The organism is Roseovarius sp. (assembly GCF_965228755.1).
Lineage (GTDB): Bacteria > Pseudomonadota > Alphaproteobacteria > Rhodobacterales > Rhodobacteraceae > Roseovarius.
This window is the reverse complement of sequence record NZ_CBDDIG010000009.1, coordinates 113,805-128,077: the sequence shown is the minus strand read 5'-3', so window position 1 is coordinate 128,077 and position 14,273 is coordinate 113,805. Positions and strand designations below refer to the sequence as shown.

At 67.4% G+C, this 14,273-nt stretch carries 13 protein-coding genes; 2 read left to right on the top strand and 11 right to left on the bottom strand.

Annotated features, from left to right (window positions below; translation table 11 throughout):
* Nucleotides 1-51: 51 nt before the first annotated feature.
* Entirely contained in the window at nucleotides 52-921 is an 870-nt protein-coding gene (locus ACO07J_RS16975) for a substrate-binding domain-containing protein (protein WP_422031106.1), read from the top strand.
* Nucleotides 922-1,304: 383 nt separating this feature from the next.
* Here ACO07J_RS16975 and ACO07J_RS16970 read toward each other — a convergent pair whose 3' ends face one another.
* From ACO07J_RS16970 to ACO07J_RS16925, 10 genes are all read right to left on the bottom strand, one after another.
* On the bottom strand, nucleotides 1,305-2,657 hold the full coding sequence (locus ACO07J_RS16970; protein ID WP_422031104.1) for a sigma-54-dependent transcriptional regulator: 1,353 nt from the start codon (nucleotides 2,655-2,657) through the stop codon (nucleotides 1,305-1,307).
* The gene (locus ACO07J_RS16965; protein WP_350125187.1) at nucleotides 2,650-2,775 is read right to left on the bottom strand and encodes a hypothetical protein; all 126 of its coding nucleotides are present in this window, start codon (nucleotides 2,773-2,775) and stop codon (nucleotides 2,650-2,652) included. Before ACO07J_RS16965 ends, ACO07J_RS16970 begins: the two co-directional genes overlap by 8 nt.
* The gene (locus ACO07J_RS16960; protein WP_422031102.1) at nucleotides 2,772-4,034 is read right to left on the bottom strand and encodes a c-type cytochrome; all 1,263 of its coding nucleotides are present in this window, start codon (nucleotides 4,032-4,034) and stop codon (nucleotides 2,772-2,774) included. Before ACO07J_RS16960 ends, ACO07J_RS16965 begins: the two co-directional genes overlap by 4 nt.
* A complete protein-coding gene (locus ACO07J_RS16955) occupies nucleotides 4,034-5,248 on the bottom strand; it encodes a formate dehydrogenase subunit gamma (RefSeq protein WP_422031100.1) in 1,215 nt (404 codons plus the stop codon). Before ACO07J_RS16955 ends, ACO07J_RS16960 begins: the two co-directional genes overlap by 1 nt.
* A 161-nt stretch (nucleotides 5,249-5,409) precedes the next feature.
* Entirely contained in the window at nucleotides 5,410-6,003 is a 594-nt protein-coding gene (gene fdh3B, locus ACO07J_RS16950) for a formate dehydrogenase FDH3 subunit beta (protein WP_422031098.1), read from the bottom strand.
* Between the two features lie 12 nt (nucleotides 6,004-6,015).
* Nucleotides 6,016-9,063: a formate dehydrogenase subunit alpha gene (locus ACO07J_RS16945; RefSeq protein WP_422031096.1), complete on the bottom strand. Its 3,048-nt coding sequence runs from the start codon at nucleotides 9,061-9,063 to the stop codon at nucleotides 6,016-6,018.
* Nucleotides 9,064-9,204: 141 nt separating this feature from the next.
* Nucleotides 9,205-9,390 (bottom strand): twin-arginine translocation signal domain-containing protein, encoded by a 186-nt coding sequence (locus tag ACO07J_RS16940; RefSeq protein ID WP_300893219.1) that lies wholly within the window; start codon nucleotides 9,388-9,390, stop codon nucleotides 9,205-9,207.
* A gap of 76 nt (nucleotides 9,391-9,466) precedes the next feature.
* Nucleotides 9,467-10,075, bottom strand: coding sequence for a TorD/DmsD family molecular chaperone (locus ACO07J_RS16935; protein ID WP_422031094.1), 609 nt, complete (start codon nucleotides 10,073-10,075; stop codon nucleotides 9,467-9,469).
* Entirely contained in the window at nucleotides 10,072-10,656 is a 585-nt protein-coding gene (locus ACO07J_RS16930) for a DUF3306 domain-containing protein (RefSeq protein WP_422031092.1), read from the bottom strand. The genes ACO07J_RS16935 and ACO07J_RS16930 overlap by 4 nt, the downstream gene beginning before the upstream one ends.
* On the bottom strand, nucleotides 10,653-11,192 hold the full coding sequence (locus tag ACO07J_RS16925) for a DUF3305 domain-containing protein (protein ID WP_422031412.1): 540 nt from the start codon (nucleotides 11,190-11,192) through the stop codon (nucleotides 10,653-10,655). The genes ACO07J_RS16930 and ACO07J_RS16925 overlap by 4 nt, the downstream gene beginning before the upstream one ends.
* 370 nt (nucleotides 11,193-11,562) lie before the next feature.
* On the opposite strand from ACO07J_RS16925, the gene ACO07J_RS16920 reads away from it, so the two are divergent.
* Nucleotides 11,563-13,506 carry a 4Fe-4S binding protein gene (locus ACO07J_RS16920; protein ID WP_422031091.1) on the top strand — a complete coding sequence of 648 codons (1,944 nt, stop codon included), beginning with the start codon at nucleotides 11,563-11,565 and terminating at the stop codon, nucleotides 13,504-13,506.
* On the opposite strand, the gene ACO07J_RS16915 is transcribed toward ACO07J_RS16920, so the two are convergent.
* On the bottom strand, nucleotides 13,500-14,240 hold the full coding sequence (locus ACO07J_RS16915; RefSeq protein WP_422031089.1) for a hypothetical protein: 741 nt from the start codon (nucleotides 14,238-14,240) through the stop codon (nucleotides 13,500-13,502). The genes ACO07J_RS16920 and ACO07J_RS16915 overlap by 7 nt on opposite strands.
* Nucleotides 14,241-14,273: the final 33 nt, after the last annotated feature.

Genomic DNA, 14,273 nt, shown 5'->3' with positions numbered 1-14,273 from the left:
CGGGGGCCGGGGCGCTTGTTTGGTGGGCCTCGGGCAAGCTGAGGCGGCGAGATGAGCGACCCGGAATTCCTGACTGTGCCCGAGCTGGCCGCGTTGTTGCGGATCAAGGAGCGCAAGGTGTACGACCTTGCGGCCTCGGGCGAGGTGCCGTGTACGCGGGCGACGGGGAAGCTGTTGTTTCCCGAGCGCGGGATCCGCGCATGGCTTGACGATCATTCGGACGGGGGGCTGGCGAAACCGCCGCGCCCCGCCGTGCTTTTGGGCAGTCATGATCCGTTGCTGGACTGGGCGGTGCGGGAGTCTCGGTGCGGGCTGGCGAGTTATTTCGACGGGTCGAGCGATGGGCTGACACGGTTTTTGGCACGGGAAGGGGTGGCAGCGGGGCTGCATCTGCTGGATGAAGAGGGCCGGGAGTGGAACATCCCGACGGTGGCGCGGAGTTGCGGCGGGCGGAATGCCGTGCTGGTGAGATTTGCCAAGCGGGCCAGGGGGTTGGTGCTTGGCCGCGAGGTGTCGGGCGTGGCGGAGATGGCCGACCTGAAGGGGCGCCGGGTGGTGCCGCGGCAGCCGGATTCGGGGAGTGACGTGCTGTTTGCGCAGTTGGCGGCGAAGGTGGGGTTGCGGTCGGAGGATATGGACCTGGCGGAGGTGGCGCGGACCGAGACCGAGGCGGTGCAGGCGGTGGCCAGGGGCGATGCGGAGGCGACGCTGGGGCTGGAGACGCTGGCGAAGGATTTCGGTCTGCCCTTCGTGCCGCTGATCGAGGAAAGGTTCGACCTGCTGGTGCATCGGCGGGCGTGGTTCGATACGCCGTTGCAGCGGCTGATGACGTTTTGCCAGTCGGAGGCGATGGCGGCGCGGGCCGAGCATATGGGGGGCTATGACCTGACCGGGCTGGGCACGGTGCGGTGGAACGCCTGATTCGAAGGTTAACGGCATTGTTTTGCTGGGGTTTGGACGTCGGTATCACGTCGGTATTTTGTCGGTATCGCGTCGGTGTCGGGGGCGGTATCGGCAATGGTTGATGCGGCGTACCGGGCGCAACAGGCGAGATGTTGTGTGGGGCGCAACGGGGGAGGAGCCGCGCATCGGCGGGCCGTGGTGCGCCGCTACGGCTTTGAAATTCACCCCGCGCGGAATCAAGGCGCGCCAAGGGCGCGCCGCCGCGCATCGCCGGGCCGCCCCCCGGCACGGCGATTTGGTGAGGCAGGCGCAACGTCGTTAGGGCGGATGTGCTTGGCGGGCATAAAGTGCTCATCGCCGGCGTTGGATCGCCGCACCGCGGCCCTGCGATGCGCGGCGCCTCACCCTTCCCAGACAGCCACCTTCCGGTCGATCGTCTTGCGCGACACGCCCAGCCGACGCGCGGCCTCGGCGCGGTTGCCGCCGCAGAGGTCGAGGATGCGCAGGATGTGGCGTTGGACGATGTCGTCGAGGTTTTCCATCGCGCGGGCGCCGGTGACGCGGCTGTCGCCGTCGAATTCGGGGGGGAATTCGCCGAGGATGACGGAGCGTTCGATCAGGTTCTTCAGTTCGCGCACGTTGCCGGGCCAGTCGTAGCGGCGCATTTTCAGGAGCGTTTCGGCCGAGAGTTCCAGCGCGGGCAGGCCGAGGGTGGTGGAGAATTGCTCGATGAAGAGGGCGGCGAGTTCGGTGATGTCCTCTGAGCGGTCCTTCAAGGGCGGCATGTGGATGCGGACCACGTTCATCCGGTGGTAGAGGTCGGCGCGGAAGCGGCCCTGTTCGACGGCTTCCTCGAGATTGGCGTTGGTGGCGAAGAGCAGGCGGAGGTTGAGCGGGAATTCCCGCTCGGCCCCGATGGGGCGGACGCGCTGATCGTCGAGGGCGCGGAGGAGGGCGGCCTGGGCCTGTTCCGGCATCTGGGCGATCTCGTCGAGGAAGAGCGTGCCGCCATCGGCCAGCAGGAACAGCCCCGGCTTCATCTCGTCGCCCGGGCCGTTGATGCCGAAGAGCTCCTCGGCGATGTGGTCGGGGGCGATGGCGGCGCAGTTGATGGTGACGAAGGGGCGGGCCGCGCGGTCGGACAGCTGGTGGAGGTGGCGGGCGGCCAGTTCCTTGCCCGTGCCGCTGGCGCCTGTGAAGAGGACGGGCGTGGGCAGGGGGGCGAGTTTCTTGAGCATGGCGCGCACCTCGGACATGACGTCGGAGGTGCCGAGGAGGCGGCCGGATTGCGGATCGCTGTTCAATTCGTGCCGGAGGAGGGTGTTGTCGCGGCGCAGGTACTTGCGGTCGAGGGTGCGGGCGACGGCGCTGACGATCTGGTTGGCGCGGAAGGGTTTGAGGACGAAATCGCTGACGCCCGCGCGGAGGGCGGCGATGGCGGTTTCGAGATCGGCATAGGCGGTGATCAGGATGGTGTCGGCGAGAAAGCCGAGGCGGCGCTGTTCGAGCACCCATTCCAGCCCCGTCTTGTTGGGCATGACGTTGTCGAGGATCACGAGGTCGAAATGATGCTCGTCGAGCTTGGCGGAGGCCTCGTCGGCGGAGGCGGCCATCTCGATCCGCTTGACGCGGGGTTCCAGCGTTTTCAGGAGGAAGTTGCGCATGCCCGGCTCGTCGTCGATCACCAGGATCGAGGCGCCGGCGAGGTCGCTGCCGTAATCCTCGGGGGTTATGCGGTGGCGTGCCTCAGTCAAGGCGGACACTGTCGCCCGAGGTGCGTTGCCAGGTGGTGTAGTCGATTTCCTCGAGGGCGAAATATGCGCCCACGCCGATCACGGCAATCGCCGCGAAGCCAATCAACATCGCTTTCATTTCTCGCCCTCCTTGCTGGCGGTCTTGAGCCACGCGATCAGGTCGGCGCGGTCCGAGGGGCCGGCGATCACCTGCATCGGCATCTTCGAGCCGGGAATATAGTGATCGGGGCCTTCATCGAACAGCGCGTCGATGGTGGTCTCGTTCCAGATGATATCAGATTCCGACAGGGTTTCGGAATAGGGATAGCCCGGCACGGTGCCGGCGGGGCGGCCGAAGACGTTGTGCAGCGTCGGGCCGGCCTTGCGCGAGGGGCCGGGGGTGACGGCGTGGCAGATCGAGCATTTGCGCATGAACTGGCGTTCGCCGTTGGGCATGGTGTCGGCGTCGCGCAGGAAGCTGCGTTCGCCGGTGATGCCCGGGTCGAACTCGTCGAGCAGGGCCACGGGCCAGCCATAGGCCACGTCGTCGAGCCCGCCGGCCCAGATGGTGGTGCCGTCGGGGGAGAAGGCCAGCGCCCAGACCGGGCCTTCGCGGGTGGCGCGGAAATCGCGGGCGATGCTCCATTGGGCGGTGTCGAGGATCATGATGTAGCCGTGGCCGTCGCCGACGGCGAGCTGGTGGGTTTCGGCGTGGTAGGCCATCGACAGGATCGGGCGGCGTTCGAGGGTGAAATCGGCGATCTCCGATCCTTCGGCGTCAAGGATTCGAGTGCCGCCATCAACGGCGCCGTAGGCGACCCAGTCGGGGGTGGCGATGACCTCGTTCACGCCGAAGCCGTGGCGGGCGACCTGTATGGGCGGCGCGTCGGTTTCGAGGTCGTAACGCAGGAGCAGGCCGTCAGTTGTGCCGGCGTAGAGGCTGGAGGGGCTGTCGAAGGCCACGGCGTTGACGCCGGCGGGGGCGGTGAGGGTGCGGGCGTCGCCACCGTCGAGGGGCCAGAGGCCGATGGTGCCGTCCCACGAGGCGGAGGCGACGGTGCCCTCGGCGATGTCGAGGCCGGTGACCTTGCCCTTGTGGGTGCCGAGGATGCGGGGGGTATCGGACCAAAGGCGGACGGTGAAGTCGTCGGCGCCGGAGACGAGCGTGCCTGCGCCGAAGGTGACGGCGTTGACCGCGGCGTCGTGGCCTTCGAGCCATTCCGGGCTGCGCCCCGTCCAGAGGCCCACGGAATTGTCGAAGCTGGCGGTGGCGACGCGGCCGTCGGGGGCCGTGGCGAGCCCCATGACAGGGCCGCCATGGCCCTTGAGCGTGGTGAAGTCCTGCGCCTCGGCCGGCGAGAGCGTCGCCAGCAGGGCCGCGACGGCGAGAAGGCGCATCACTCGGCCGGGGCCGCAGCTTGTTTCGAGGTGGTCTCGTTCTTCTCTTTCAGCTCCTCGTACCAGATCGAGTGGTGCTGTTCGGCCCAGTTCTCGTCAACCTCGCCGGAGCCCATGGCATCGAACGCGCCCTCCATCCCGAGGGAGCCGATGTAGATATGGGCGAGGATGATGGCCATCAGCACGAAGGAGACGATGGCGTGCCAGGCTTGCGCCAGCTGCATCTCCTCCTGCGGGGCCAGCGCCGTGGGCAGGGGATCGTAGCCGAAGAGGCCGGGCAGGCCGAGGTCGTTCATGATGCCGAAGGTTTTGGCGAAGAGCTGCAGCTCGAACGGGAAGAGCAGCGAGAGGCCGGAGACGGCGATGGAACTGCCGAGGATGATGACGGACCAGAAGATGATTTTCTGGCCAGCGTTGAATTTCTTCGCGGGCGGGTGGGATTTGCCGATGATGCCGCCGGCCTGCCGGAACCAGGTGAGGTCGGTCCGGCTGGGCAGGTTGTGCCAGACCCAGAGGACGAAGACGAGGACGAGGCCCAGCATGAAGGCCCAGGCCACGTTGTTGTGGATGAACTTGGAATAGGTCAGCAGCGAGGCGTTGAATTCCTTGCCGAGGTAGGGGGCGATGAACTTGCGCCCGAAGAGGGTGAAGAGGCCGGTCAGCCCCAGCAGGATGAAGGAGCCGGCGAGCAGCCAGTGGGAGAAGCGCTCGAACGCGGCGAAGCGGGTGACGGTGTGGCCGGTCCGGCCGGCGTCGATGCGGATCCGGCCGCGGAGGAGGAAGAAGACGGCGAGGAAGGCCAGCGTGCCGAGGAGGAGCCAGCCGCCGTACTTGGCGAGCGGGCCCTCGCGGAAGGTCCACCAGCGCATGCCGCCGTCCTGGACCAGCACCTTGGCGACGTCGCCGCCGGCCGAGACCTTCACGTCGGTCTCGTTGTAGCGCAGGGCGCGCCAGAGGTCGGGGTCGGAGGCGCCGCCGAGGGTGCCGAGCTGTTCGGCCATGGCGGCGGCGCTGTCGGGGTCGCCGGTGTTGCCGGAGCGGTAGCTGTCATCGACCTTTTCGCCGCGCTGGCGGGCGAGGATGTCTTCCAGCGTGGTCGCGCCGCCGGTGGCGGAGCGGTCGGGCTGTGCGGTTTCGGCCTCTTGCGCCGTGGCGGCGGGCGCCAGTGGCAGGGCCAGCATCAGGATCAGCAGGACATGGACAAGGTAGCGCATCCGTCTCTCCAAACTCGTGAGGAACGTTTCGGTGTCTGTTGTGCCCCGGTGGGGCGCATCACCGATCCGCGAGAGGGCGGATGGGTCGTGCGTCCGTGACGTCGGGTGTGGTCGGAAGGTCCGCCCGGCCCGCGGTGAAGCGGGCCGGGCGGGGTGTTCGGTCAGCCGCCCTTCTGGTCGTAGGCGGTGCCCCAGCCCCAGGCGCCGGTGCCGAAGCCGCGGGCGACGACACGCTCGCGGTAGATTGCCGAGACGACATCGCCGTCACCGGCAAGCAGCGCCTTGGTCGAGCACATTTCGGCGCAGATGGGCAGTTTGCCCTCGGCGATCCGGTTGCGGCCGTACTTGGAGAATTCCGCGTTGGAATTGTTCTCCTCGGGGCCGCCGGCGCAGAAGGTGCATTTGTCCATCTTGCCGCGGGACCCGAAATTGCCCGCCTGCGGGTATTGCGGCGCGCCGAAGGGGCACGCGTAGAAGCAATAGCCGCAGCCGATACAGAGGTCCTTGGAGTGGAGCACCACGCCTTCCTCGTTCTGGTAGAAGCAATCCACCGGGCAGACGGCCATGCAGGGCGCGTCCGAGCAGTGCATGCAGGCCACCGAGATCGAGCGTTCACCCGGTTTGCCGTCCTGGATCGTCACCACCCTGCGGCGGTTGATCCCCCACGGCACCTCGTGCTCGTTCTTGCAGGCCGTGACGCAGGCGTTGCATTCGATGCAGCGCTCGGCGTCGCAGAGAAACTTCGCTCTAGCCATTCTCTTTCCTCCTTACGCTGGCATGATCTTGCAGAGAGTCGCCTTCGTCTCCTGCATCTGGGTGACACTGTCATACCCGTAGGTCTGGGCAGTGTTGGTGGATTCCCCGAGGACATACGGATCGGCGCCGTCGGGATACTTGGACCGCAGGTCTTCGCCCTGGAAGTGGCCGCCGAAGTGGAAGGGCATGAAGGCCACGCCTTCGCCCACCCGTTCGGTGACCATCGCCATGACCCGGACCTTGCCGCCCTCGGGCCCTTCGACCCAGACCTGTGCGCCGTCCCGCACGCCGATATTGTTGGCGTCGCGCGGGTGGATTTCGACGAACATGTCCTGTTGCAGCTCGGCGAGCCAGGGGTTGGAGCGCGTCTCGTCGCCCCCGCCCTCGTACTCGACCAGCCGGCCGGAGGTCAGGATGATGGGATAATCCTTGGAAAAGTCCTGTTTCTGGATCGAGGCGTACATCGTCGGCAGACGATAGAACTTGCGATCCTCGTAGGTCGGATAATCCTCCACCAGGTCCCGGCGGTTGGTGTAGAGCGGCTCGCGGTGGACCGGCACCGGGTCGGGGAAGGTCCAGACCACGGTGCGGGCCTTGGCGTTGCCGAAGGGCGCGCAGCCGTGCTCGATGGCCACCCGCTGGATGCCGCCCGAGAGGTCGGTCTTCCAGTTGATCGAGGCGGTCTTCTCGTTGAAGTCGGAGGGGAAGGGCGACATCGCCTGTTCTCCGACCTCCTCGTCCGCGCCTTGCGTGCCTTCGCCGGAGGTCAGGCCCTGCGCCGCGTCGGTGTCGCCGTCGTCGCTTTCGCCGACCGAGCCGTCAAGGTCGAGCCCGACGACACCGGCCATGGTGCGGCGTTCCTCGTCCGTGAGGTCACCGTCCCATCCGAGGTCGACGAGCATCTGCATGGTGAACTCGGGGTAGCCGTCCTGGATTTCCGAGCCGGGCGTGAAGACCCCCTCGGCCAGCAGGTTGTCGCCCTCGTGTTCCACGCCGAAGCGGGCGCGGAAGGTGAGGCCGCCCTCGGCCACCGGTTTCGACATGTCGTAGAGGTTCGGCGTGCCGGGATGGTTCATCTCGGGCGTGCCCCATGACGGCCATGGCAGGCCGTAGAAGTCGCCGTCGGCCGGACCGCCGATCGCCTGAAGCGTGGTCTTGTCGAAGGTGTGCTGGTTCTCCATGTGCTTTTTCAGCCGTTCCGGGCTTTGGCCGGTATAGCCGATCGTCCACATGCCGCGGTTGATCTCGCGGAGCGTGTCCTCGACATTGGGCGTCACGCCGTCATCCTCGATCGAGATGTTGCGGAAGATGCGGTCGTGGAAGCCGAACTTCTTGGCGAAGAGGCCAATGATCTCCTGATCCGGTTTCGACTCGAAGAGCGGGTCGACCACCTTCTCGCGCCACTGGAGCGAGCGGTTCGATGCGGTGACCGAACCATAGGTCTCGAACTGGGTGGCCGCCGGCAGGAGGTAGACCCCGTCGGTGCGGTCATGCAGAACGGCGGAGACGGTGGGATACGGGTCGATCACGACCAGCATGTCCAGCATTTCCATCGCCTTCTTCATCTCGACCATGCGGGTCTGGGAGTTGGGCGCATGGCCCCAGAGCACCATGGCCCGCACGTTGTTGGGCTGGTCCATGTTCTCGGCGTCTTCAAGAATACCGTCGATCCAGCGCGACACGGGGATGCCCGTCTCGTTCATCAGGTTCTTGTCCTTGCCGTCGGACCCTTTCATCGAGGCGAACTGGCCGCTGAGCCACTCGAAATCCTCGCCCCAGACGCGGGACCAGTGCTCCCACGCGCCCTTGGACAGGCCGTAATAGCCCGGCAGGGTGTGCGAGAGCACGCCGAGGTCGGTTGCGCCCTGCACGTTGTCGTGGCCGCGGAAGATGTTGGTGCCGCCGCCCGACACGCCCATGTTCCCCAGCGCGAGCTGAAGGATGCAATAGGCCCGGGTGTTGTTGTTGCCGTTGGTGTGCTGGGTGCCGCCCATGCACCAGATCACGGTGCCGGGACGGTTGTTGGCCATGGTCCGGGCGACGCGCTTGAGCTGTTCGCCGGGGGTGCCGGTGACGCGCTCGACCTCTTCCGGGGTCCAGTTCGCGACTTCCTCGCGGATCTGGTCCATGCCCCAGACACGGGTGCGGATGAACTCCTTGTCCTCCCAGCCGTTGTCGAAGATGTGCCACAGAATGCCCCAGATCAGCGCCACGTCGGTGCCGGGCCGGAAGCGGACATATTCATCGGCATGGGCCGCGGTGCGCGTGAAGCGCGGGTCGCAGACGATGAGCGGCGCGTTGTTCTGTTCCTTGGCCCGCAGGACATGGAGCAGCGAGACGGGGTGCGCCTCGGCCGGGTTGCCGCCGATGATGAAGATGGCCTTGGAATTGTGGATGTCGTTGTAGGAGTTGGTCATGGCGCCGTAGCCCCATGTATTCGCAACCCCCGCCACGGTGGTGGAGTGGCAGATCCGGGCCTGGTGGTCGACGTTGTTGGTGCCCCAGTAGCCCGCGAACTTGCGGAAGAGATAGGCCTGTTCGTTGCTGTGCTTGGCCGAGCCGAGCCAGTAGACGCTGTCGGGGCCGCTTTCCTCGCGGATCGACATCATGCCGTCGCCGATCTCGTCGATCGCCTGTTCCCACGAGATGCGCTTCCACTCGCCGCCCTCTTTCTTCATCGGGTACTTGAGGCGGCGTTCGCCATGGGCGTGTTCACGCACCGAGGCGCCCTTGGCGCAGTGGGCGCCGAGGTTGAACGGGCTGTCCCAGCCGGGTTCCTGGCCGGTCCAGACGCCATCCTGCACTTCGGCGATGACGGTGCAGCCCACGGAACAGTGGGTGCAGACGGATTTCTTGAGATCGACGGCGCCGGCCGCGGTGGAGGCGGCGTTGGCCTTCTGGACCGTTCCGCCGGTTGCGGCGACGGCAGCGAGGCCGCCGATGGCCAGACCCGAGCCGCGCAGGAAGGCGCGGCGGTCAACCGAGGTTTGCGCCACCTCGGACAGGATCGAAGTCCGCTGGGGGCGTCGCGCAACCCCGTTGGTCTTTTTCCTAAGCATGTTTCTCTCTCCCTTGCTCGCCCGGGCATCCCCGCCCCGGCTTGCTTGGCACTTACGGTGACCTTGGACAGTCGGGCGTCACGCAACCAGTCGCCTTCGGTCGGTTAAGCAGGTCCGCGGGATGCGGGCCGGCGGTCGGTTTCAGAACTTCGCCGAGGCGAAGTAGGCGCGGGTATGCGCGGTGTCCTGCATCTTGTCGGATGACAGGTCGGGCTCGGCCGCTTCCGCGTCCGATGTGCCGGAGGCAACAGCGACCGCCGCGATGGGCGCCGTGGTGCCGGCCAGCTTGAGGAAATCGCGGCGCGTGGCGCCGTCTTCCTTCTTCATGAGAGCCTCCTCTCTCTGGGTTGGGGGCGGATGGTGCCGCCCGTTGGATGCCCGGGCCCGGCCCGGGCGGTGAATGTCAGGTGCCGCTCATCCGGAAGCCTTCGGTCTCGATCTCCATGAAGAGGCGGCCGACGGTGCCGACGGGGGCGTAGAAGACGGAGTTCTTCGCCGCCTCGAGGTCGGCGAAGAAATGGCCGGCCCAGGGGGCGATCTGGCGGTTGAAGAAGTCGCGCTGGGTGGCGAGCGGGGCCGGCGTGCCGAAGCGGCCGACGATCATGGCGCCCATCATCTCCATCAGGCTGGCGATGTTGTCCTCGGGCTCGAACACGGTGTCGGCGCGGGCGAGGCCGAGGCGCGACATGTCCTGCCGGAGGAGGGCGAGGGGTTTCTCGTTCAGGAAGCCGGTGAGGTAGTAGGAGGCGTAGGGCAGAAGCTCGCCCCGGCCGAGGCCGATGAAGAGCTTGTTGAACTCGCTTTCCACGGTTTTCGGCTTGGTGACCTTGGCCATGCGCGCCAGCGTGGTGATGGCCTGGCCCAGCGGGCCGTCATCGCCGGAGAGGCCGGCGGTCTGCGACAGCAGCATCTCGTCGGGCGGGCCGGAGAGGAGGACGCCGAGGTAGTTGTAGAGGTCGGCGCGGAGGCGGTCTTCCTCGGCAATGGGGGGTGTGGCGGGGTTTGCGGTCATGCGGTTTCCTCGGTCTCGAACCGGAAGCGCATCCGCCGCGTGTTGGCGGCGGGGGCCGGTTCGGTGTCGTCGGTGTCGGTGAAGGTGTAGCTGTAGGGCTCGACCGGGTCTTCGGGGGCGACCTCTTCTTCGGTCTCTTCCTCGGCCTCGGCGAGCAGGGGCTCTTCCTCGGGCTCCGGTTCCGGGTCGGGCTCGGCGAACTTGTCGAACATGCCCTTGCCGACCTGGTAGACGGTTTGCATGTTCTCAATGACACGGGTGGCGTCGGTGTAATCCTCGCCGTAATCGACCAGCCCGTCGAGATTGCCCAGCACCGGGTTCAGCCGCCAGAGGCGGCGGAGCGCGCGGGCCTTGAGGCGCTGGGGCAGGGCGGTTTTCAGGAACTCCTGCACCTCCTCGGCGGTGGTGAGGGTTTCGGGCTCGGGCATGCCGGCTTCGGCCAGAAGCTCGGCATCGGGACGCTCGGCCAGGGCCTGTTCCTGCGCCTGCCGCTCGGCCGCGTCGCGGGCGGCGATCTCGGCCTGTTCCTCGGCGGCGACGGCGGCCTTGCGGCGGGTCCAGAATCCGGTGGATGCGGTCATTGCACGCGCCTCCGCTTGAGGGCGGGGGAGGCGTAGACGTCGCCCGGCTTGCCGATGCGCGGGTCGCCGATGCCGTCCTGCACCTCGTCGATGCGCTTGCGGTCGCGCTTGCGTTTGACGAAGACCTCGTCCTGGTGGTGTTCCTCGACGAAGTCGCGGACCCAGGCGACAAGGCCGTGGGGCATGGGGATCTTGCCGACCAGCTCCTCGCCGCTGTCGGTGTAATCCTGGGCCTGGTAGGGGGAGGCGGTGATCAGCAGCACCTCGTAGGGGACGGGGCCGGGCGTGCCGGTTTCACGCATGACGACGTAGACGCTGGGGATCTCGGCGCTGATGCCGTGGAGATAGGCCTCGGTCTCGGCGCCGTGGAGTTCGAGGAGGGGCGTGGCGGCGTGGTATTCCACGGCTTCGCCCTCGCGCCGCAGCTCGCGCCAGTCGGCGGGGCCGGCGCCCGGAAGGACGGCGACGGCCGTCCAGTGCCATTTGGCCCACCGGGTCACACCGGGGGCACGGCGCATGACCACCCCCACCGGCATCGATCGATAGGCGTTCGGATTGTAGATCACGTTATCCTCCCTGGTCTTCAGGATGGCCGAGCGGGGCTTTGACGCGAAAGGGTTTTTGCGCCGGGTGGCCTGCAAACTGCCCGATCAAGTCATTTTGACCGGGTTGCGGGGGGCGGGGGTGGCCAACTCGTCTTTTTGTCCAAATTGACCGTTTTGGTCGGGAATCGGGATCGGGCGGTTCGGAGCGTGACGGGGTGCGAATCACCTCGCCGGGCGGGCGGGGTGTGGCGAATCGCGCGGTCCGAAACCGGTTGTGAGCGTGGTCGAATCATGTGTAGCTAACCGGTGCGGGCACGCTTGGAGGGCGTCTGCAAGCGCCGGTGAACGCAGGGAGGACACCATGGCCAAGTCATTGATAACATGTGATTGCGAGGGGAGTCAGCGCATCGATTCCGAGGCGCTTTCGCGGGTGACGGGGCTGGAGGTGAAGACCCCCTGTTCGGCGCTTTGCACCCGGCAGCTCGACCGCGCGGCGGAGGCGATGGCGCAGGGTGAGACGATTTTCTGCTGCACGCAGGAGGCGCGGGTTTTCGAGGCGCTGGCCGAGGAGGTGGGGGTGGAGGCGCCCCCGGTTCTGGACCTGCGCGACCGGGCCGGATGGAGCGATGACCCCGCGTCGAATGTGCCCAAAATGTCCGCCCTGATCGCCGAGGCGCAATTGCCGGCGGCGGGCGAGAAGACGATGGACGTGATTTCGGAAGGCTTGTGCCTGATCGTCGGGGCGCCGGAGGTGGCGTTGCCGGCGGCGGAGCAGTTGCAGGAGCACCTGGGGGTGACGGTGTTGCTGCCCGAGGGCGCCGAGGTGCCGGATACGCGGGGTTATGACGTGGTGACCGGGCGGCTGCGGCAGGCCAGGGGGGCACTGGGGCAGTTCGAGGTGGTGATCGACGCGCTGCGGATGGTGGAGCCGGGCGGGCGCGGGAGCTTTGGCCTGAGCGCGCCGAAGGACGGCGGGCGGTCGGAGTGTGATATCCTGCTGGATCTGCGGGGGGAGGTGCCCTTGTTCCCGGCGCATGAGAAGCGGGAGGGGTATCTCAGGGCCGATCCGGGGCATGGGCCATCGGTTTCGGCGGCGGTGATGGCGGCCTCGCACATGGTGGGCACGTTCGAGAAGGTGCTGCATGTGAAGATGGAGCCGCTGCTATGTGCCCATTCGCGGGCCGAGCAGACGGGGTGCACGCGGTGTCTTGATTTGTGCCCGACGGGGGCGATTTTGCCCGCGGGCGAGCATGTGACGGTGGACCCGATGGTGTGCGCCGGGTGCGGGGCGTGTTCGGCGGTCTGTCCGTCGGGGGCGATTTCCTATGACGCGCCGCCGGTGGACATGGTGATGCGGCGGGTGCAGGTGCTGGCAAAGACCTATCTGGAGGCGGGGGGCGAGGCGCCGCGGCTGCTGGTGCATGATGCGCATGGGGCGGAGATGATCCGGTTGTGTGCGCGGCACGGGCGCGGGTTGCCGGCGGATGTTGTGCCGATGGAACTGCCGAAGGTGGGGGCGTTCGGCCATGCGGAGATGGTGGCGGCCCTGGCGGCCGGGTTTGCGTCGGTTCGGCTGTTGGTTGGCGCGGGCGCGGATATGGACGCGATCGGGGCGCAGGTGGAACTGGCACAGGCGATTGGCGGGGAGGCCGTTGCAGTGATCGACACGCCGGATCCGGATGTGATGGCGGATGAGCTGTACGGCGAGGAGAAGCCGCGCACGGTGGCGACGCCGGTGCGGCCCATGGGGACGCGGCGGCAGATCACGCGGCAGGCGGCGAAGGCGCTGCATCCGGGCACGGAGGTTCTGGCGCTGCCGGAGGGGGCGCCTTACGGGGCCGTGGTGGTGGATGATGGCAGTTGCACCTTGTGCCTGTCCTGCGTGTCGCTCTGCCCCTCGGGGGCGCTGGGGGACAATCCGGACCGGCCGGAGCTGCGGTTCCAGGAGGATGCGTGCCTGCAATGCGGGCTCTGTGCGAATGTCTGTCCGGAGGATGCGATTTCATACGAGCCGCGGCTGGACCTGACGGATGCGGCGCTGGGGCAACGGGTGCTGAAGGAAGAGGAGCCGTTTGCCTGTATCGAGTGCGGGGCGCTGTTCGGCGTCAAAAGCACGGTGGAGCGGATCACGGCGAAGCTGGAGGGGCATTCGATGTTCGGCGGTGACAAGCTGCGGATGATCCAGATGTGCGACGATTGCCGGGTGAACGCGCAGTTTCATAGCGAGGACAACCCGTTTGCGGTGGGCGAGCGGCCCAAGGTGCGCACGACGGAGGATTACCTGTCGAAGCGGCGGGATCACTGATGTTGCAGGGGGGCGCCGAGGTCGGCCGCGTCCATCGCGGCCACGTAGGCGAGCACGGCGTCGACCTCGTCGAGGGTCATTTCCATGGGCACGATGGGGCTTGGGGTCTGGTCGTCGAAGGGCGGCGTGACCTCGGCGATCTGGGTGAAGCTGGGGTGCGGGTTGAGGACGTAGAAGGCGGCGAAGCGCTGTTCCCAGTCGGGCAGGCTGCGCAACACGGCGAAGGACGGGGTGGAGCCGATGCCGGCCATGCGGGTGCTGTCGTCGACGGCGTGGCAGCGGGTGCATTTGGCTTTCGAGATGCGCAGGCCGAGGGCCGGGTCGCCGGAGAGATCGGCGGTCGCGGTTTCGGGTTCGATGGTTTCGGCCTCGGAGAAGAGGGCGTCGCCCTCGGGGGCGTAGGCGAGGATGGTGTTGCGGCCGATCTCGTCCGTCAGCCAGTCGGCGAGGGTGGCGGTGCCGGGGTGGTCGGCGTCGCGGATGTCCATGGCCCAGGTCTGCGCGGGGCCGGTGAAGAGCGGGCGGCCGTCCGGGCCGAGGATGATATGCGCGTCGGCGGGCGTGTCGACGAGGGCCACGCGGACCCGGTGTTTGAGGGTGAAGCGGGGCAGGATGTAGTCGAAGAGGCCGGTGTCGACGAGGGCTGCCGGGGCATGGAGGCGGACCGGCCCGTCCTCCGCCGCTGCCTTGAAGGGCGCGAGCGAAAGAGCCAGTATCAGCAAAAGCCATCGCATGGCCCCAAGCCTACGGGGCGGGGCGTGCGGGCG